We start from the raw sequence: 17,732 nt of genomic DNA, 5'->3' as shown, positions 1-17,732 counted from the left end.
AGGGTTTACTGGTTACTACGGGTACTGCTATTGCTACTGAAAAGCGTCGCATCCAGGCTTCGCTGCATCCGTGCAACCTCACGCAACTGGTCCATTCGTTGCTGATGTCGGGTGTTCAAAACCGCTTGCTGCTCGGGCGTTAGCAGGTGGAACATCTGGTTACGGACCTTCGCCATCTCTACCTGGCGGGCAACCTGTTCCTCTGCCATTTTTTCGGCCTGAGCGCGTACAGCGCTTTCGTCAAAATTTTCTGCGGTGACAAGGCGATGCATTGTCTCCATTTCGCTAACATTAACAGGGGGCTGGTCGTGTCGTGCCCTCTGCATCAGATCTCGCATCTGTTGACGCTGATGTTCGGTTAAACTTATGCCGTCAAACATATGGCTTTGGCTACTGAGCTGCGTTGCGCCCTCTGGTGAGGGACCGGTATCGCCGTTGATAGCTACAGCGGCCTGGCTAAACGCACTGAACGCCAGCGTTGAGGCCATGACGGCAGCGGTAACTTTGCGCATCACTTGCTCCCAAAATCTTTCGTGTCGCGATTCAACGAGAGACAGTCTACGATTCAGGCTGCAAACATGCGTCAGGGGGTGTAAAACAACGTAAAGTCATGGATTAGATAGCCTTGATGTCGTAATTTCTGCCTCGGAGGTATTTAAACAATGAATAAAATCCTGTTAGTTGATGATGACCGAGAGCTCACATCCCTTTTAAAGGAGTTGCTCGACATGGAAGGTTTCAACGTCCTGGTTGCCCATGATGGCGAGCAGGCGCTGAGTCTCCTTGACGACAGCATCGATTTACTTTTGCTCGACGTCATGATGCCGAAGAAAAACGGTATTGATACGCTGAAAGAGCTTCGCCAGACACACCAGACCCCCGTTATCATGCTGACCGCCCGCGGCAGCGAACTTGACCGCGTTCTCGGCCTTGAGCTGGGTGCGGATGACTATTTACCGAAACCGTTCAACGATCGTGAACTGGTGGCCCGTATTCGCGCTATCCTGCGCCGTTCCCACTGGAGCGAGCAGCAGCAGAATACCGACAACAGCTCACCCACGCTGGAAGTGGACTCCCTGAGCCTGAACCCAGGTCGTCAGGAAGCGAGCTTCGACGGTCAGACCCTGGAGTTGACCGGCACAGAGTTCACCCTGCTTTATCTGCTGGCGCAGCACCTCGGCCAGGTGGTATCGCGTGAACACCTGAGTCAGGAAGTGCTGGGCAAACGTCTTACCCCGTTTGACCGCGCCATCGACATGCACATCTCTAACCTGCGCCGCAAGCTGCCGGAGCGTAAAGACGGTCACCCATGGTTTAAAACCCTGCGTGGTCGCGGCTATCTGATGGTTTCCGCTTCATGATAGGCAGCTTAACCGCCCGCATCTTTGCCATCTTCTGGCTGACGCTGGCCCTGGTTTTAATGCTCGTGTTGATGTTGCCAAAACTCGACTCACGCCAGATGACGGAGCTTCTTGACAGCGAGCAACGTCAGGGCGTGATGATCGAGCAGCATGTTGAAGCGGAGCTGGCAAACGATCCGCCGAACGATTTGATGTGGTGGCGCAGGCTGTTTCGCGCTATCGACAAGTGGGCGCCGCCCGGGCAACGCCTTTTGCTGGTCACCAGCGAAGGCCGCGTCATTGGGGCCGATCGCAATGAAATGCAGATTATCCGTAACTTTATTGGCCAGGCGGATAATGCCGATCACCCACAGAAAAAGAAATATGGTCGGGTAGAGATGGTCGGTCCTTTCTCGGTACGGGATGGGGAAGACAATTACCAGCTCTATTTGATTCGCCCTGCGAGCAGTTCCCAGTCCGATTTCATCAACCTGCTATTTGACCGTCCGCTCCTGCTGCTGATTGTTACCATGCTGGTCAGCTCGCCGCTGCTGTTATGGCTGGCATGGAGTCTGGCAAAACCCGCACGTAAGCTGAAAAACGCCGCCGATGAAGTGGCGCAGGGTAACCTGCGACAACACCCTGAGCTGGAAGCGGGGCCACAGGAATTCCTTGCCGCCGGGACCAGTTTTAACCAGATGGTCAGCGCGCTCGATCGAATGATGACCGCACAGCAGCGTCTGCTATCGGACATCTCGCACGAGCTGCGCACCCCGCTTACGCGTTTGCAGCTTGGCACCGCGCTGTTGCGCCGCCGCAGTGGGGAAAGTAAAGAGCTGGAACGTATTGAAACGGAAGCTCACCGCCTGGACAGCATGATTAATGACCTGCTGGTGATGTCACGCAACCAGCAGAAAAACGCGCTGGTCAGCGAAACGGTGAAAGCCAATCACCTGTGGCATGAGGTGCTGGACAACGCGGCGTTCGAAGCGGAACAGATGGGCAAATCGTTCACCGTCAACTTCCCGCCGGGTCCATGGCCGCTGTACGGCAACCCCAACACGCTGGAAAGCGCGCTGGAGAATATTGTGCGTAACGCTCTGCGCTACTCGCATACCAAGATTGAGGTGGCGTTCTCGGTAGATAAAGACGGGATCACCGTTATCGTGGATGACGACGGTCCTGGCGTCAGCCCTGAAGATCGGGAGCAGATTTTCCGTCCGTTCTACCGTACTGACGAAGCGCGCGACCGTGAATCCGGCGGTACAGGTTTGGGTCTGGCAATTGTTGAAACCGCCATGCAACAGCATCGCGGCTGGGTGAAAGCTGACGACAGCCCGCTGGGCGGGTTGCGGTTAACGCTGTGGCTGCCGTTGTATAAGCGTTCGTAACGGTATGTGCCGGGTGGCGGCTTCGCCTTACCCGGCCTACTTTCTGCGGAGCACTATTTTCCCCACAATCTCCGCGAATTATCTTCGATCTTGTTGCTTAACCGCCGCTTCTGCATCGTTCTGGTCCAGCTGGTCGATAACCCCGCCGCAGACAGCAACCGATGATATTGTTCATCATCAAACGGCATATGCCAGGCGATGGCGCAGGCGTCATACACCGACACGTCGCTCAGGCGCGAAACCAGCTCAAGCGGCGCATCCGCCGAAACCTGCCCGGCCAGCACCACCCGGTACAGCCAGCCGGTTTTACCCGCGCTTTGCAGCTGGGCCGACATATCCTGAATGCCGAAGTGGTAGTTGAGCTTGAAGCACGGCGAGCGAGGCTGCGTCACCTGAATCAGGGCGTCGCCCCAGCGATAAATATCGCCGATAAACACATTCTTTTCCGTCAGCCCTTCCGTCGAGAGATTCTCACCAAATGCAGGCGCGACGAAGAGGTCCGCCTGGTCAGTAAATTCGGTTTTCCAGTGCTGATAGTGCTCGCGAGGATAGTGACACAGCGCGCGATCCGGCCCGCCGTGGATTTTCTTTTCGGCCTGCTCATCGCCTGCCAGCCCAAGGTCGGTTAAGGTCAGTTCACCGTCAACCTGCACTTTCGCGATGGCGCTCGGGCGGCTGCCGTCGTACTCCCTTACCTTGCCTGTAAACACATTCACCGGGTAATGCATCGCTGCCTCCATTACGCAGATACAAAAAAAGCGAGTCATCAGACTCGCTTCTCACAGGCGTCAATGCAACCTTATTTTTTAGCGGCGAAACGCGCTGCTGCTTCGTCCCAGTTCACCACATCCCAGAACGCTTTGATGTAGTCAGGGCGACGGTTCTGGAACTTCAGGTAGTAAGCGTGTTCCCACACGTCCAGACCCAGGATCGGGAAGCCGGATGCGCCAGAGATCGCTTCACCCATCAGCGGGGAGTCCTGGTTAGCAGTGGAAACCACCGCCAGTTTGTCACCTTTCAGAACCAGCCACGCCCAGCCAGAGCCGAAACGGGTTGCAGCGGCTTTTTCGAATTCCGCTTTGAAGTTGTCAACGGAGCCGAAGTCGCGCTCGATAGCCGCTTTCAGGTCGCCCTGCAGGGTGGTACCGGTTTTCAGGCCTTTCCAGAACAGGCTGTGGTTAGCGTGGCCGCCCGCGTTGTTACGCAGAACGGTTTTCTTGTCCGCTGGCAGCTGGTCCAGTTTAGTGATCAGTTCTTCAGCAGACAGGTTAGCGAACTCTGGCAGGCTTTCCAGCGCAGCATTCGCGTTGTTCACATAGGTCTGGTGGTGTTTAGTGTGATGGATTTCCATCGTCTGCTTGTCGAAATGCGGTTCCAGTGCGTCGTAGGCATACGGCAGGGATGGCAGTGTATAACTCATAATCCTCTCCATTATTGTCGGGCGGCACAGCTGTTAATGCCGCGTAAGCAGTTGGTTCATTATAGTTAATTAAATGATATTGAAAATGATTATCAATGCCGTAGTTTTTGTAAGGTCATTCCTTTTCTGATGAAGCGTGAAAATGTGAATCTGCTCACCCGCTTAACGCGTTGATTGCCATTTAAAACCAAAGTGCGGCAGCCTCCCGAAGGTGGTCGTTCTGCTTAATTTTTACACTCATCGGGTCGGTGGGATGCCATTGACCGATAAAAACGATGAGGACGTAAACATGAATCATGCGATTACGATGGGTATTTTCTGGCATTTGATAGGTGCGGCCAGTGCAGCCTGCTTCTATGCTCCGTTTAAAAAAGTCAGGCAGTGGTCATGGGAAACCATGTGGTCGGTTGGCGGTGTGGTCTCCTGGATCCTGCTTCCCTGGGCTATCAGCGCCATGCTACTCCCGGATTTCTGGGGCTACTTCTCCTCTTTTAACGCCTCCACTCTGCTGCCGGTGTTTCTGTTTGGTGCCATGTGGGGCATCGGCAATATTAACTACGGCCTCACCATGCGCTATCTCGGCATGTCGATGGGGATCGGCATCGCGATTGGCATCACGCTGATTGTCGGCACTCTGATGACGCCCATCCTCAACGGTAACCTCGACGTGTTACTGAATACCGAAGGCGGCAGAATGACGCTGCTGGGCGTGCTGGTAGCGGTTATTGGCGTCGGAATAGTGACCCGCGCGGGCCAGTTGAAAGAGCGCAAGATGGGCATTAAAGCCGAGGACTTTAACCTGAAAAAGGGTCTGCTGCTGGCGGTAATGTGCGGCATCTTCTCCGCCGGAATGTCGTTTGCCATGAACGCCGCCAAACCGATGCACGAGGCGGCCGCCGCGCTGGGCGTCGACCCGCTGTACGTGGCGCTGCCCAGCTACGTAGTGATCATGGGCGGCGGCGCACTGGTTAACCTCGGCTATTGCGTAATTCGTCTGGCAAAAGTTGAGAGTTTGTCGCTAAAAGCCGACTTCTCACTGGCAAAACGGGTCATCATCACCAACGTACTGCTTTCGGCACTCGGCGGACTGATGTGGTACCTGCAGTTCTTTTTCTACGCCTGGGGACACGCCAGCATCCCGGCACAATATGACTATATGAGCTGGATGCTGCACATGAGCTTCTACGTGCTGTGCGGCGGACTGGTGGGTCTCATCTTGAGGGAGTGGAACAATGCCGGACGCCGACCGGTGGGCGTTCTGAGCCTGGGCTGCGTGGTGATTATCATTGCGGCCAACATTGTCGGCCTCGGTATGGCGAACTGATTACGCCGCCCTGCGACTGTGATGACGCCATTGCACCGGCGTCATCCCTACCTCGCGATTAAAGACCACCGAAAAGTAGTTACTGTCCTCAAAGCCGCAGCGCATTGCCACGTCACTGACCATGAACTCTGTATGCTGGAGCAAATACTGGGCGTGGCAAATGCGCAGCTGGCGCAAATAGTGATTTACCGTCATGCCCGTCTGGGTACGGAACTGCTGACGCAGGGCACGTTCGCTGCACTGCTCCTGCTCGCAGAACTTTTCCAGAACAAAGCTTTTATTCAGGCTGGCCGCCAGCGTGGCAATCAGCTTATCGAGAAGGGTCTCCTGCTGCGTTGCGGAGGGGTTATCCGTCTCGTAGCGATGCCGTTTAAGCATCATCACCAGCTGTGCGAAGAGGATCTCGGCCATCGGATTAGCCAGCGGATCGATTTTATAGCTCTCCTGTTCAAGGAGGGAAATGGCCTGACGGATGGCAGTCATGCCGCTGCTGCTTAAACGCCAGTGCGGCGAGCCTTTCGCACCGTTGAAGCCGGGAATGCATGCTGCCCAGTCAACGTTAAGGCTGAGCCGATCGGGGCAGTAGATAACGTTCTGTAAAACCAGGTCATTCACCGAGGCGTAGGCGTGTTTATCTTCGGCACGAATGTAAAACAGATCCCCCCGGGTAATGCGGTAAGGCCGATCGTTGAGAATGTGCAGACCGTTGCCGCGCCACACCAGCACCAGCTCATAAAATTCGTGCGTGTGTTCAGCAAAGACGTTTTGCGGATAGCGATCCGCCACCGCAACAGCTTGTTCAGCGGAGGCAAAAAAGTCATCTTTGCGAAGAATTAACGGTGCGGCCACATCACCACCTCAACGGCGAAAACCTGACATTATTACCCGCTTTACGGCAGCAAAACGTTGACTGGGCTCGCGTTACTGTAGTGAGGTGTCCCTCCCCTGGCGAATATCACGCGGAGACCAGCTGAACTCCCGACGAAACAGCGTCGAAAAGTGGTTACTGTCGCCGAAACCGCAGCGATAAGCGATATCCGTGACGCTTTCATCACTGTGGCGAAGCAGGTGGCGCGCTTTTATCAGCCGCAGTCGGTTAAGGTAACGCTGGGGCGTATGCCCGGTTCGCTGCTTAAGCTGGCGGTGCAGGGTGCGCAGGGAAAGTGAAAAATGACTCGCCAGCATTTCCCAGCAGATATCCTCGGCAAAATGTTCCTCCAGCCAGGCCATCAGCTGGTTCAGGCGGGCTTCGCTGCTCTCCCCCTCCACCGGGTTACTGCGGCGCAACGCCACCAGCAGCTGCATAAACAACATCTCGCGCGTGGCGAGCGCATGCATCTCCTGTCCGTCCTGACTCTGCTCCATCTGGAGCAAAATCTGGCGAACCTGCTGCAGCGTGGCCTGATTCACGCGCCAGTGCGACGGATAATGTCCTTCCTTCTCCTGCGGCAGTAGCTGATGAAGCCCCGCGAGAAACTGGAATGCGTCCGGGGATCGATAGAGCACGTTCGTCAGGCACAGGTTGTCGGTATGCTCATACAGATGCCGATCGTGGTCGCGCACAAAGCAGACTGTGCCGCCGCTGATGGTGTAGGGCTGACCGTTAAAGACATGGATGCCCGTGCCATGCTCAACAATCACGATTTCATGAAAATCATGATGATGCTCCGGGAAAGCCGCCTGCGGCAGCCGCGGCTCTATCGCCACAGGCGAGCCACCCGCCGGAAAAAAGTCCACGCTGTGCAGTATGGTCATAACGCCCCCCACCAATGAGAAATGTTCTCAAAATAGTAAATAAGGCCTCTCACCCTCACCTTAAATTTTCGACAGCAAACGCCGCAAAACCTGCCTGTTTTTCAAGAATAAGCGGGAAAGATCCGGAATTGCGGGCAACGTCACAGTGGCTGAACGGCGCGCCTTCGCGGAAAAGTGTGAACCCCCTCACGTTCATCTTTGCTTTCTTGCCAGCACGGGTTGCGGACTGTCAGTGGCGAGAAGGTGGTCTTTTCGCCCCTTTTTTACACTCAGCGCTAATGATTTCAAGAAGGATCCGACCATGACCTTTCGCCATTGTGTCGCTGTGGATTTAGGCGCATCCAGCGGCCGTGTAATGCTCGCCACCTGGGACTGCGACCAGCACACCCTTTCCCTTCGCGAGATGCATCGTTTTGCGAACTGCCTGCAAAAACAGGACGGCTTTGATACCTGGAACATTGATGAACTTGAGACGGAGATCCGTACCGGGCTCAAAAAAGTCTGCGATAGCGGGATCCTCATCGACAGCATCGGCATAGATACCTGGGGCGTCGATTATGTCTTGCTGGACAGCAGCGGCGCTCGCGTTGGCCTGCCCGTCTCCTACCGCGACAGCCGCACGGATGGCCTGATGGCGCAGGCCATCGCCCGGCTCGGTAAGGATGATATCTACGGGCGCAGCGGCATACAGTTTCTGCCGTTTAACACGCTGTATCAGCTGCGCGCGCTGGTCGAGCAGCAGCCAGGGCTGGCAGCAGACGTTGCCCATGTGCTGCTGATCCCGGACTACCTGAGCTATCGCCTGACCGGCAACATGAACTGGGAATATACCAACGCCACCACCACCCAGCTGGTCAACATCAACTCGGATAACTGGGATGAGCACCTGCTGGCCTGGACGGGCGCATCCCCGGCGTGGTTCGGTACGCCGACCCATCCCGGCAACGTCATCGGCCAGTGGGTGTGCCCGCAGGGGAATGCGATCCCGGTCGTTGCCGTGGCGAGCCACGATACCGCCAGCGCGGTTATTGCCTCACCGCTTTGCAGTAAAGATGCCGCCTATCTCTCTTCCGGCACCTGGTCGCTGATGGGCTTTGAAAGCAAAACGCCTTACGTCAGCGAGGAGGCAATGGCCGCAAATATCACCAACGAAGGCGGGGCCGAAGGGCGCTATCGGGTGTTAAAGAACATTATGGGGTTGTGGCTGCTCCAGCGGGTGCTTAAGGAGCAGAAAATTACCGATCTGCCCGGGCTTATCGCCGACACCGAAAAGCGCAAAGCCTGTACGTTCCTGATTCATCCCAATGACGATCGCTTTATCAATCCGGCGCACATGAGCACCGAGATCCAGGCCGCCTGCCGCGAGGCTGGACAGCCTGTACCATCAAGCCCGGCCGAACTGGCGCGCTGTATTTTTGACAGTCTTGCCCTGCTTTATGCGGATGTGCTGAGCGAGCTGGCCAGCCTTCGCGGCAGACCGTTCGACACGCTGCATATTGTTGGCGGCGGTTGCCAGAACGCGCTGTTAAACCAGCTTTGTGCCGATGCCTGCGGCATCACCGTGGTGGCGGGCCCGGTCGAGGCCTCCACGCTCGGCAATATCGGCATTCAGCTGATGACCCTTGACGAACTGGCCAGCGTGGACGATTTCCGCTCGGTAGTCACCGCCAGCGGCAGCCTGACCACGTTCCTTCCCGATCCCTGCCATGAAATTGCCCGCTACCGGGAGCAGTTTCAGCAAAACCGACTGACTAAGGAGCTTTGCGCATGACCACTCAACTTGAACAAGCCTGGAACCTGGCTAAACAGCGTTTCGCCGCCGTCGGCGTGGATGTCGAAGCGGCACTGCGTCAGCTCGACCGTCTGCCGGTCTCCATGCATTGCTGGCAGGGCGATGACGTCGCCGGCTTCGAAAACCCAGGCGGTTCCCTGACGGGGGGTATTCAGGCAACCGGTAACTATCCCGGAAAAGCGCGCAACGCGACCGAACTGCGCGCCGATCTGACGCTGGCGCTCAGCCTGATACCCGGTCCGAAGCGCCTGAACCTGCACGCGATTTATCTGGAATCCGACGAGCCGGTCGCGCGTAATGAAATCCAGCCGAAACACTTTAAAAACTGGGTGGCGTGGGCAAAAGCCAACGGTCTGGGCCTAGACTTCAACCCGTCCTGCTTCTCGCACCCGCTCAGCGCTGACGGCTTTACCCTTGCTCACGCCAACGATGAAATCCGTCAGTTCTGGATCGACCACGTGAAGGCCTGCCGCCGCGTTTCAGCCTGGTTTGGTGAACAGCTTGGTACCCCGTCGGTGATGAATATCTGGATCCCGGACGGCATGAAGGACGTCACCATTGACCGCCTCGCCCCGCGCCAGCGCCTGCTGGCTGCACTGGATGAAGCCATTAGCGAGAAGCTTAACCCGGCGCACCATATTGATGCCGTGGAGAGCAAGCTGTTCGGCATTGGCGCGGAGAGTTATACCGTCGGCTCGAACGAGTTCTATATGGGTTACGCCACCAGCCGCCAGACTGCCCTGTGTCTGGATGCCGGGCACTTCCACCCGACGGAGGTCATCTCCGACAAAATCTCTGCCGCCATGCTCTACGTGCCGCGCCTGCTGCTGCACGTCAGCCGTCCGGTGCGCTGGGACAGCGACCATGTGGTGTTGCTGGATGACGAAACGCAGGCCATTGCCAGCGAGATCGTTCGCCACGACCTGTTCGACCGCGTTCATATTGGCCTCGACTTCTTTGACGCCTCCATCAACCGCATCGCGGCGTGGGTTATCGGCACCCGCAACATGAAGAAAGCGCTGCTTCGTGCCCTGCTGGAGCCCACTGAAGCACTGAAACAGCTGGAGCAGGAAGGTGACTACACGGCCCGCCTGGCGCTGCTGGAAGAGCAGAAATCGCTGCCGTGGCAGGCCGTGTGGGAAATGTACTGTCAGCGCAACGACGTACCAACAGGCAGCCAGTGGCTGGAGAACGTGCGGGCGTATGAGAAAGACGTGTTGAGCACACGCGGGTGATTCAACCCTCCCCGCAGTATAAGTAGGCCGGGTAAGCATAGCGCCACCCGGCATTTTCAAAGGAACCACAGTATGCAGACCATCACCCATTCCTGGTTCGTCCAGGGCATGATTAAAGCCACCTCTGACGCCTGGTTGAAAGGGTGGGATGAGCGTAACGGCGGCAACCTGACGCTGCGCCTGGACGATGCCGACATCGAGCCGTACACCGCTGATTTCCATCAAAAACCGCGCTATATCGCCCTGAGCCAGCCGATGCCGCTGCTCGCTAACACGCCGTTTATCGTCACCGGATCCGGCAAGTTCTTTCGCAACGTCCAGCTCGACCCGCAGGCCAGTCTCGGCGTCGTGAGGGTGGACAGCGACGGCGCGGGCTACCACATTCTTTGGGGGCTCACGGACGAGGCAGTACCCACCTCTGAACTGCCAGCGCACTTCCTCTCGCACTGCCAGCGCATCAAGGCGACCCACGGTAAAGACCGCGTCATCATGCACTGCCACGCCACCAATCTGATTGCCCTGACCTACGTGCTGGAAAACAACGCCGATCTCATCACCCGCAAGCTGTGGGAAGGCAGCACCGAGTGCCTGGTGGTCTTCCCGGACGGCGTCGGCATTCTGCCGTGGATGGTGCCCGGTACCGACGAGATCGGCCAGGCAACCGCCAAAGAGATGCAAAAGCATTCTCTGGTGCTGTGGCCGTTCCACGGCGTTTTCGGCAGCGGCCCGACGCTGGATGAAACTTTCGGCCTGATCGATACCGCTGAAAAATCAGCTGAAGTGCTGGTGAAGGTCTATTCCATGGGCGGTATGAAGCAGACCATTACCCGGGAAGAGCTGATTGCACTCGGTAAACGCTTTGGCGTTACGCCGATGCAGTCGGCACTGGATTTGTACCCATAGCCGTCCGCGAAAGCGAATGGAGGCATGATGATCCGCAAAGCGTTTGTGATGCAGGTAAACCCGGACGCGCACGAGGAGTATGCGCGTCGCCATAACCCCATATGGCCCGAGCTTGAAGCGGTGCTGAAAGACCACGGCGCGCACCGCTACGCCATTTATCTCGACAAAGCACGCAACCTGCTGTTTGCGACCGTGGAGATTGAATCGGAGGAGCGCTGGCGCGCGGTAGCGAATACCGACGTTTGCCAGCGCTGGTGGGAACATATGGTCGACGTTATGCCGTCAAACCCGGATAACAGCCCGGTGAGTACGGAGCTTACCGAAGTGTTTTACCTGGACTGATGTGTTAACGCTGCTGCCCCCGAGGCGGCAGCAATCTCCTGCCTGCTGCTCAACGTAAACGCCGACACCACCGTAATTGCCAGCACGAAACAGCCCAGCATCAAATACGTCTCCTGGAAACCGATCCGGTCATACATATTTCCGGCAAAGGCAGAAAGGAAAATCGCCGCCGACTGTTTGGCAAACTGGAAGCCGATCAGATAGATAGTCGCCGACAGTCGGGTATCAAACACCCCGGTGATGTACTTAAAGGCGCCCACCAGCAGGAACGGGACTTCCAGCGCGTGCAGCATCTTCAGGGCAATCACCTCCACGGCGGTGGTGGCGAACGACGAGCCGATAATACGCGTCGCCATTATCACCCCGGCGATCAGCAGCGTATTTTTCGCGCCGATACGGTTAATGATCCACGGCGAGCAGAACATGATGATGGCGTTACAGATTTCCCCCGCCGTGGTGGCAAAGCCAAAGGCGCGAGTGCCTTCCTGCGGCGTGGCGAAGAAGGTTTTAAAGAAGGTGGCAAACTGCTGATCGAAAACGTCATACACGCAGGCAACGCCAATCACGTACAGAATGAACATCCACATTCTGCGCTGGCGGAACAGCTTAAAGACGGTTCTGGCAGTGATCTGCGGCTGGTTGGCTCCCAGGGCGTTCATCACCTGCGCCGTCTGGTTGGGCTTCGGCTTCGCGACCACCAGCAGCAGCATCAACAGCAATGCGGCCCCTGATCCCATCCAGAATACATACGACGGATCGATGCCGAACAGGATGCCGCCCGTAGACGCGCATAGCCCCCAGCCGAGACAGCCGAACATGCGCGCCTTGCCGTATTCGAAGAAGCTGTTGCGGCTCACGCGTTCGATGTAGGCCTCGATTGCGCCCGATCCCGCCGAGAAGACAAAACCGATATACAACCCGCCGCTCAACGCCCCCAGCCAGATACTGGTTTTCAGCAGGGGCGCGAAGACGTACAGGAAGAACGGTGCGAACAGGAATAACAGCACCGAGATTATCCACAGCAGGTGTTTTTTCAGCCCCAGCTTGTCCGAAATCACCCCCAGCACCGGCTGGAACGCAATGGCCGACAGCGAGATGCAGGAGAAAACAATCCCGGTATGGGTTTTATTCAGGCCGATGATATCCGACAGCCAGATCGGCAGGAACGGAAAGCAGGTGGCCATGATGAAGAAGTAGAGAAAGAAGAACAGCCCGAAGATCCAGAAATTTGGGTTGTCTTTGTGGGTACAGGTTGTTGTATTCATTATTTTTATCCTCAACGGAGGGCCAGTTTCCCGGCCCATCACCTTTACACGCGTTCCACGCCAATCAGAATGGCGGTTTCCGGATCGAGAATCGGCAGCGCAATGCCCGCCTGCATCAGCCACTCACCGCTCACCGTTTGCGGTGTTTCCATCCACGCCGGCAGCTTGCGCATGGTGTGCCCGCCTTCGCCCGTAATTTGAATATTCGGGTGATCGAGCAGCGCGACGCGGTACTGCGCGCTGGCCTCCAGCCCCGGCATGCGCAGCGGCATCATCAGGCTGTAATCCGGCATCGCGAGCTGGCTGACCATAAATAGCCCCTGCGCCTTGTCTTCGCTCACAATCCCCTGCGCCAGCGTGGTGGCGTCCGGCATATCAATCCGCCATTGGGTGCCGTGGTGGATCACCTCTCGCCACTGCTTGTGCAGCGCGGCGTAATGTCGATACCCCTCGCGCTCCTGCGCGTCCACGGTGAGCGGATCCAGCTCCAGCCCCATATGGCCAAACAGCGCCGTCAGGCCGCGAAATTCAATGCTGTGCTGGCGGAAGGTGGCGTGGCATTTATGATGACCGATATGCGCCCCCATCACCTCCGGCGGGAAAAAATAGCTCATGCCACGCTGGATGGTGCTGCGCTCCAGTGCGTCGTTGTTGTCGGACGCCCAGAAGCGATGGCTCCGGCTCAGCACTTCGTAATCAATGCGCCCGCCGCCGGAAGAGCAGGATTCGAATTCAATATGCGGGAAGCGCTCGCCCAGCACGTCCAGCAGCCGGTAAAACTGACGGGTCTGGGCGTCGGCGGCGGCTTTACCGTTGTGTCCCGGCTGCACCAGCTCGCGGTTCATGTCCCATTTCACGTAGTCGATCGCATGCTCGCCCAGCAGCCAGCTCATGCGTTCCACAAGATAATCAAAAGCCTGCGGAATGTTGAGGTTGAGCACCAGCTGATGACGCCCGGTCGCTTGGGCATAGCCCGGCAGCGCCAGCACCCAGTCAGGATGCGCGCGATACAGATCGGAGTCCGGGTTGATCATCTCCGGCTCAACCCAGATACCAAACTCCATGCCGAGCCGTTTGACGTGGTCAATCACCGGCGTCAGGCCATTCGGATATTTTTTCTCATCCAGATACCAGTCGCCCAGCGCGGCGTGGTCGTCATTGCGGCCTTTGAACCAGCCGTCGTCAATAATAAAGCGCTCCACGCCCAGCGTGGCGGCCTCGTCGGCCATGCGCATGATGTAATCCGGATCGTGGTTGAAGTAGATCCCCTCCCAGGTATTGAGGTGTACCGGACGCGGTTTATTTTCCGGGAAGCGGATGACGTTGTCGCGCAGGTAGCGATGGAAAGACTGGCTCATGCCGTTCAGGCCCCGCGGGGAGTAGCTGGCATACAGGCGCGGTGTCCAGAGCGTATCGCCCTCTTCTATCGCCATTTCCCCCGACAGGTAGAGCGCTTCGGCCTGAATATAACGGCGACCGTCGGTTTTCGCTTCCGCGCGCAGGCGATGGTTCCCGCTCCAGCCCAGATGCACGCCCCAGACGTCACCCTGCATTTCGCTGAACGATGGCGTACCGGCTATCAGTGCAGGAAAGTGTTCGTGGGAGGTTTTACCCCGGCGGTTTTCAATCACAACGCTGTCGTGCTCAAGGTTTACGCGGTGCGGCTGGAACTCTCTGATCCAGCGTCCGTGGAAGGCCATCACCTCCCGGGCGCGCTCGGCCACCGGCAGCGTGACGGCAAAGCGGTCAACCTGCCAGGGACGTGCTTTCAGGTTCGTTAAACCGTGACGAACCACCAGCACGCCGCTGTCGTCCAGCGCCAGCTCGCTGGTCAGACGCAGGCCCGCATAGTCATCTTCAGCGGTAATCGTCAGGGTGTTTAATTCCTGCTGTACCCGCGTAGTTCTGAATACCGGGGAACCGTCCAGCCCCTGTCGGTGCCCCTCAATACCCGGCGAGCCAAACAGGCCATGCCCGAGTTCAGCCATCAGCGTAACCGGAGAATCGACATCCAGCCTGCCGTTAGCAACGGGCCGGGAAAGGGTTTCAGCATTTTGTGGCGAAAAGTACTGAAGATGCGGCCCCCAGTAAATAATTTCGGCGAACGGGCGCGTTTTTATCACCACATCTACCGTCGCGCTTTCAAGTCGTAAAATAGAATCTTGCATCAGACATCTCCTGTCATGGGATGCCTTGAGTTTTGATCCGAAACGTTTCGGATACAAACCAAAACGTTTCGGATTTGTGATCGGGTTTAGAAAATGGAGATATTCAGGCCGTCTGGCCGGGGGAGAATTCCGGTTGCCAGAGCACCTGAAGCTGCGCAATATCGTCGCCGTTAATCAGCCGGCGGACCATGTCGGCAATCTGTTTTCCGACACCCTGACGGGTGGACTGGATCACCGACGCCACGTCGGTATCGACGATACTGTCCTGCGGCAGTCCGTCGTAGACCACCAGCGACACGGGGTTGTCGCCGGATAAACGCCCCAGCTGTTCAAGCGCCATCGCCGCCCCGTCGCCGTGGGTGTTGCAGTCAGTAATGATCGCCGTGGGCGGTTGCGGCAGAGCAAGCAGTTCTTTTGTGGTGGCATATCCCATGCGGCGCGACGGCGGCATGGCGCGCAGCCATTCGCTGGAAAGCCCGGCTTCCCGCAGAGCGTCCAGATAGCCCTGACGGCGCTGGGTGATAAATGCCTGATTATTGCTTTCGCCGAGCAGCGCAATACGCTGATGGCCTTTCTCAATCAGCCAGCGGGTAGCATTGTACGTACCGGCATAGTTATCGAAATCAAACCACGCGTAAGGCTGCGGCAGCTGGCTGCGCCCAAGCGCCAGGAAAGGGAACCCGGCGGCCTGCAGCTGCTCAAGCCGCGGATCGCGATCCAGCGTATGCGCCACAATCAGCGCGTCGACGCGCCGGCTTTGTACCATGCGCATATAGCTGTGCTTATCCGCCAGATCGTCATCGGCAATGAGCAGTAAGTCGATCTCATGTCGCGCCAGTTCGTGGCTAATTTCGCCGACCATGTCCATAAATACGCTGTTATTGAGCGGAACAGGATGGACGGGAAACACCAGCCCGACCGCGTCAATTTTGCCCATCTTCAGGCGGCGGGCGAAGGTGTTAGGTCGGTAACCACGGCGCTGAGCCTCGGCTTCCACGCGGGCGCGCGTCTCAGCAGAGACGTCGTCATAGCCGTTGAGGGCGCGGCTGACGGTCGTAATGGAGAGTCCCAGCTCTTTGGCAATGGCTTTAAGCGACATGATTTTCCGTATCTACGTTAATTTTGTTCCGCCACCAGCAACGCATGCGTGTCTGGCTCCAGCGCCTTAAAAATGTGCGGCTGGTCGGCGGGGTAACAGATGTAATCCCCGGCGGCGAGCTCTTCTGCCGCATCCAGCAGGCCGACCAGGGCCCTTCCCTGCATGACGATAATATGTTCTACCGAGCCTGGCGAATGCGGCTGAGAAATGCGGTCTGCACCCGGCTGGGTCATCAGGAGATAGACATCCCGTCGCGCGCCTGGCGGGCACGCCGCCAGCAGTATGGCTTCATAGTTTGCCTGTCCGGCAACCACTTTCGTTCCTTCACCACGGCGGATCACCTGCGTGCTCGGCAACTGCGGCTCCAGCAAACGGGCGAAGGGAATATCCAGCGCCACGCAGAGCGACCACAGCGTCTCCAGGCTGGGGTTGCCGTTACCGGATTCCAGCTGGGAAAGCGTGGATTTAGCGATCCCGGCACGGCGGGCAATTTCCGCCAGTGAAAGCCCGGTTCGCAGGCGTTCTCGCACCAGGCTTTTGGCGATTACGCTAATTGGCTGCGTCATATAACGGCCCTTTTTGTTCTATAAATCGAACGAATCGTTCGTCTTGAAAAACAGCTTTGTTGCGTTCATTATAATGGATACACGTTCGATATGGCTAAAATTGTATGAAGCATCATCTCTCCTGCCTTAAAGGCGACACGATAAAAGCAATCATCCTGGTTTGCCTCGCGGTCGGCGTGGTCGGGATGTCTTACGGCTCACTGGCGATGGCCTACGGTTTCCCGCTTTGGGTGCCGTTTGTTCTCTCGCTCACCGTCCTCGCGGGCGCATCGGAATTTATGTTTATCGGCATTGTGGCCAGCGGCGGTAACCCTCTGGCGGCGGCGGCAGCCGGTTTGCTGGTCAACGCACGCCATGTGCCGTTTGGCGTGACGGTGCGTGAACTGGTAGGCAAGCGCGGCCTGAGCCTGTTGGGCTGCCACATTATGAATGACGAAAGCGTGGTGTTTGGCCTGTCGCAAAAAACGCCCGAGCAGCGTAAGGCGGCGTACTGGTTATGTGGTTTAGGCGTGGCAATTATCTGGCCGGTGGGCGCCTTGCTGGGCGCCATGGTCGGTAAGCTGCTCCCGGCCCCGGAAACCATCGGGCTGGATGCGGTCTTTCCGGCCATTCTGCTGGCGTTAGTGGTTCCCGCGTTTAAAAACCGTACCACATTAATCCGCGCCTGTAGCGGTGCCGTGCTATCCCTGGCTGCCGTACCGTTTGCCCCGGTGGGATTACCGGTGCTGCTCTCTTTACTCGGTCTCGCTGCGAGGAAGAAATAATGGGAAATATGACGATTTTTATTCTCGGCATCGCCATTTTGTCTGCGGGAACCTATTTGATGCGTCTCGGCGGAGCAAAACTCGGCAACCGACTGGCACTCTCTGAACGATCTCAGGCGCTGCTGTCAGATGCGGCAACGGTGTTGCTGTTTTCTGTGGCACTGGCGACCACATTTTATGAAGGGGAACATTTCGCCGGGATGGCGCGCGTGCTGGGCGTGGCGTTTGCGGTATTTCTGGCGTGGCGAAAAATGCCATTGATTGTGGTGATCATCGCGGCGGCAGTAGTGACGGCGCTACTGCGCGTGGCGGGTATAAACTAAAAAAAGCGCCCCGGGGGCGCTCTTTCGACGGTGTGACTGGCTTAT

Annotated in this window: 18 protein-coding genes; 9 read left to right on the top strand and 9 right to left on the bottom strand. The window is 57.3% G+C overall.

Annotated elements, in window-relative coordinates; all coding sequences use genetic code 11:
• Window positions 1–5: 5 nt before the first annotated feature.
• Window positions 6–512: a cell-envelope stress modulator CpxP gene (gene cpxP, locus L977_RS08585; RefSeq protein WP_047027628.1), complete on the bottom strand. Its 507-nt coding sequence runs from the start codon at window positions 510–512 to the stop codon at window positions 6–8.
• Between the two features lie 150 nt (window positions 513–662).
• On the opposite strand from cpxP, the gene cpxR reads away from it, so the two are divergent.
• Window positions 663–1,361 (top strand): envelope stress response regulator transcription factor CpxR, encoded by a 699-nt coding sequence (gene cpxR / locus L977_RS08580; RefSeq protein ID WP_006179159.1) that lies wholly within the window; start codon window positions 663–665, stop codon window positions 1,359–1,361.
• Window positions 1,358–2,731 (top strand): envelope stress sensor histidine kinase CpxA, encoded by a 1,374-nt coding sequence (gene cpxA / locus L977_RS08575; RefSeq protein ID WP_014885717.1) that lies wholly within the window; start codon window positions 1,358–1,360, stop codon window positions 2,729–2,731. Before cpxR ends, cpxA begins: the two co-directional genes overlap by 4 nt.
• A 53-nt stretch (window positions 2,732–2,784) precedes the next feature.
• On the opposite strand, the gene yiiM is transcribed toward cpxA, so the two are convergent.
• Both yiiM and sodA read right to left on the bottom strand, forming a co-directional pair.
• On the bottom strand, window positions 2,785–3,459 hold the full coding sequence (yiiM, locus tag L977_RS08570; RefSeq protein ID WP_047625593.1) for a 6-hydroxyaminopurine reductase: 675 nt from the start codon (window positions 3,457–3,459) through the stop codon (window positions 2,785–2,787).
• 71 nt (window positions 3,460–3,530) lie between these two features.
• On the bottom strand, window positions 3,531–4,151 hold the full coding sequence (gene sodA, locus L977_RS08565; RefSeq protein ID WP_004203668.1) for a superoxide dismutase [Mn]: 621 nt from the start codon (window positions 4,149–4,151) through the stop codon (window positions 3,531–3,533).
• Between the two features lie 289 nt (window positions 4,152–4,440).
• Between sodA and rhaT the strand changes: the two genes are divergently transcribed.
• Window positions 4,441–5,475, top strand: a complete 1,035-nt coding sequence (gene rhaT / locus L977_RS08560) for an L-rhamnose/proton symporter RhaT (protein WP_014885719.1) — start codon at window positions 4,441–4,443, stop codon at window positions 5,473–5,475.
• On the opposite strand, the gene rhaR is transcribed toward rhaT, so the two are convergent.
• Window positions 5,476–6,324, bottom strand: a complete 849-nt coding sequence (gene rhaR / locus L977_RS08555; protein WP_023331609.1) for an HTH-type transcriptional activator RhaR — start codon at window positions 6,322–6,324, stop codon at window positions 5,476–5,478.
• Window positions 6,325–6,396: 72 nt separating this feature from the next.
• Window positions 6,397–7,230 (bottom strand): HTH-type transcriptional activator RhaS, encoded by an 834-nt coding sequence (gene rhaS / locus L977_RS08550; RefSeq protein ID WP_047625592.1) that lies wholly within the window; start codon window positions 7,228–7,230, stop codon window positions 6,397–6,399.
• 301 nt (window positions 7,231–7,531) lie between these two features.
• Here rhaS and rhaB point away from each other — a divergent pair, with 301 nt between their 5' ends.
• The 4 genes from rhaB (at window position 7,532) to rhaM (ending at window position 11,502) form a co-directional block, all read left to right on the top strand.
• A complete protein-coding gene (rhaB, locus tag L977_RS08545) occupies window positions 7,532–9,001 on the top strand; it encodes a rhamnulokinase (protein ID WP_047625591.1) in 1,470 nt (489 codons plus the stop codon).
• A complete protein-coding gene (gene rhaA / locus L977_RS08540; protein WP_047625590.1) occupies window positions 8,998–10,257 on the top strand; it encodes an L-rhamnose isomerase in 1,260 nt (419 codons plus the stop codon). The genes rhaB and rhaA overlap by 4 nt, the downstream gene beginning before the upstream one ends.
• A 72-nt stretch (window positions 10,258–10,329) precedes the next feature.
• Window positions 10,330–11,160: a rhamnulose-1-phosphate aldolase gene (rhaD, locus tag L977_RS08535; RefSeq protein ID WP_047625589.1), complete on the top strand. Its 831-nt coding sequence runs from the start codon at window positions 10,330–10,332 to the stop codon at window positions 11,158–11,160.
• Window positions 11,161–11,187: 27 nt separating this feature from the next.
• Window positions 11,188–11,502, top strand: coding sequence for an L-rhamnose mutarotase (gene rhaM / locus L977_RS08530; protein WP_014885726.1), 315 nt, complete (start codon window positions 11,188–11,190; stop codon window positions 11,500–11,502).
• On the opposite strand, the gene L977_RS08525 is transcribed toward rhaM, so the two are convergent.
• The 4 genes from L977_RS08525 to L977_RS08510 form a co-directional block, all read right to left on the bottom strand.
• The gene (locus L977_RS08525) at window positions 11,490–12,767 is read right to left on the bottom strand and encodes an MFS transporter (protein ID WP_014885727.1); all 1,278 of its coding nucleotides are present in this window, start codon (window positions 12,765–12,767) and stop codon (window positions 11,490–11,492) included. The two genes, rhaM and L977_RS08525, sit on opposite strands and share 13 nt — an antisense overlap.
• A 44-nt stretch (window positions 12,768–12,811) precedes the next feature.
• Window positions 12,812–14,935, bottom strand: a complete 2,124-nt coding sequence (locus L977_RS08520; protein ID WP_023336472.1) for an alpha-galactosidase — start codon at window positions 14,933–14,935, stop codon at window positions 12,812–12,814.
• A 103-nt stretch (window positions 14,936–15,038) separates the two neighbouring features.
• Window positions 15,039–16,034 (bottom strand): LacI family DNA-binding transcriptional regulator, encoded by a 996-nt coding sequence (locus L977_RS08515; RefSeq protein ID WP_047625588.1) that lies wholly within the window; start codon window positions 16,032–16,034, stop codon window positions 15,039–15,041.
• 17 nt (window positions 16,035–16,051) lie between these two features.
• The gene (locus L977_RS08510) at window positions 16,052–16,600 is read right to left on the bottom strand and encodes a helix-turn-helix domain-containing protein (protein WP_014885730.1); all 549 of its coding nucleotides are present in this window, start codon (window positions 16,598–16,600) and stop codon (window positions 16,052–16,054) included.
• A gap of 104 nt (window positions 16,601–16,704) precedes the next feature.
• Between L977_RS08510 and L977_RS08505 the strand changes: the two genes are divergently transcribed.
• Window positions 16,705–17,364: an AzlC family ABC transporter permease gene (locus L977_RS08505; RefSeq protein ID WP_014885731.1), complete on the top strand. Its 660-nt coding sequence runs from the start codon at window positions 16,705–16,707 to the stop codon at window positions 17,362–17,364.
• Window positions 17,364–17,687: an AzlD domain-containing protein gene (locus L977_RS08500; protein WP_032635181.1), complete on the top strand. Its 324-nt coding sequence runs from the start codon at window positions 17,364–17,366 to the stop codon at window positions 17,685–17,687. The genes L977_RS08505 and L977_RS08500 overlap by 1 nt, the downstream gene beginning before the upstream one ends.
• Window positions 17,688–17,732 lie beyond the last annotated feature (45 nt).

The organism is Enterobacter sp. ZOR0014 (assembly GCF_000798855.1).
GTDB classification, from domain to species: domain Bacteria; phylum Pseudomonadota; class Gammaproteobacteria; order Enterobacterales; family Enterobacteriaceae; genus Enterobacter; species Enterobacter kobei.
This window is presented reverse-complemented; position numbering and strand designations above follow the sequence as displayed.

What these genes read in the sequence shown, in the direction of transcription:
- cpxP (WP_047027628.1), bottom strand. Translation starts at nt 512, where the DNA reads ATGCGCAAAGTTACCGCTGCCGTCATGGCCTCAACGCTGGCGTTCAGT.
- cpxR (WP_006179159.1), top strand. Translation starts at nt 663, where the DNA reads ATGAATAAAATCCTGTTAGTTGATGATGACCGAGAGCTCACATCCCTT.
- cpxA (WP_014885717.1), top strand. Translation starts at nt 1,358, where the DNA reads ATGATAGGCAGCTTAACCGCCCGCATCTTTGCCATCTTCTGGCTGACG.
- yiiM (WP_047625593.1), bottom strand. Translation starts at nt 3,459, where the DNA reads ATGCATTACCCGGTGAATGTGTTTACAGGCAAGGTAAGGGAGTACGAC.
- sodA (WP_004203668.1), bottom strand. Translation starts at nt 4,151, where the DNA reads ATGAGTTATACACTGCCATCCCTGCCGTATGCCTACGACGCACTGGAA.
- rhaT (WP_014885719.1), top strand. Translation starts at nt 4,441, where the DNA reads ATGAATCATGCGATTACGATGGGTATTTTCTGGCATTTGATAGGTGCG.
- rhaS (WP_047625592.1), bottom strand. Translation starts at nt 7,230, where the DNA reads ATGACCATACTGCACAGCGTGGACTTTTTTCCGGCGGGTGGCTCGCCT.
- rhaB (WP_047625591.1), top strand. Translation starts at nt 7,532, where the DNA reads ATGACCTTTCGCCATTGTGTCGCTGTGGATTTAGGCGCATCCAGCGGC.
- rhaA (WP_047625590.1), top strand. Translation starts at nt 8,998, where the DNA reads ATGACCACTCAACTTGAACAAGCCTGGAACCTGGCTAAACAGCGTTTC.
- rhaD (WP_047625589.1), top strand. Translation starts at nt 10,330, where the DNA reads ATGCAGACCATCACCCATTCCTGGTTCGTCCAGGGCATGATTAAAGCC.
- rhaM (WP_014885726.1), top strand. Translation starts at nt 11,188, where the DNA reads ATGATCCGCAAAGCGTTTGTGATGCAGGTAAACCCGGACGCGCACGAG.
- L977_RS08525 (WP_014885727.1), bottom strand. Translation starts at nt 12,767, where the DNA reads ATGAATACAACAACCTGTACCCACAAAGACAACCCAAATTTCTGGATC.
- L977_RS08520 (WP_023336472.1), bottom strand. Translation starts at nt 14,935, where the DNA reads ATGCAAGATTCTATTTTACGACTTGAAAGCGCGACGGTAGATGTGGTG.
- L977_RS08515 (WP_047625588.1), bottom strand. Translation starts at nt 16,034, where the DNA reads ATGTCGCTTAAAGCCATTGCCAAAGAGCTGGGACTCTCCATTACGACC.
- L977_RS08510 (WP_014885730.1), bottom strand. Translation starts at nt 16,600, where the DNA reads ATGACGCAGCCAATTAGCGTAATCGCCAAAAGCCTGGTGCGAGAACGC.
- L977_RS08505 (WP_014885731.1), top strand. Translation starts at nt 16,705, where the DNA reads ATGAAGCATCATCTCTCCTGCCTTAAAGGCGACACGATAAAAGCAATC.
- L977_RS08500 (WP_032635181.1), top strand. Translation starts at nt 17,364, where the DNA reads ATGGGAAATATGACGATTTTTATTCTCGGCATCGCCATTTTGTCTGCG.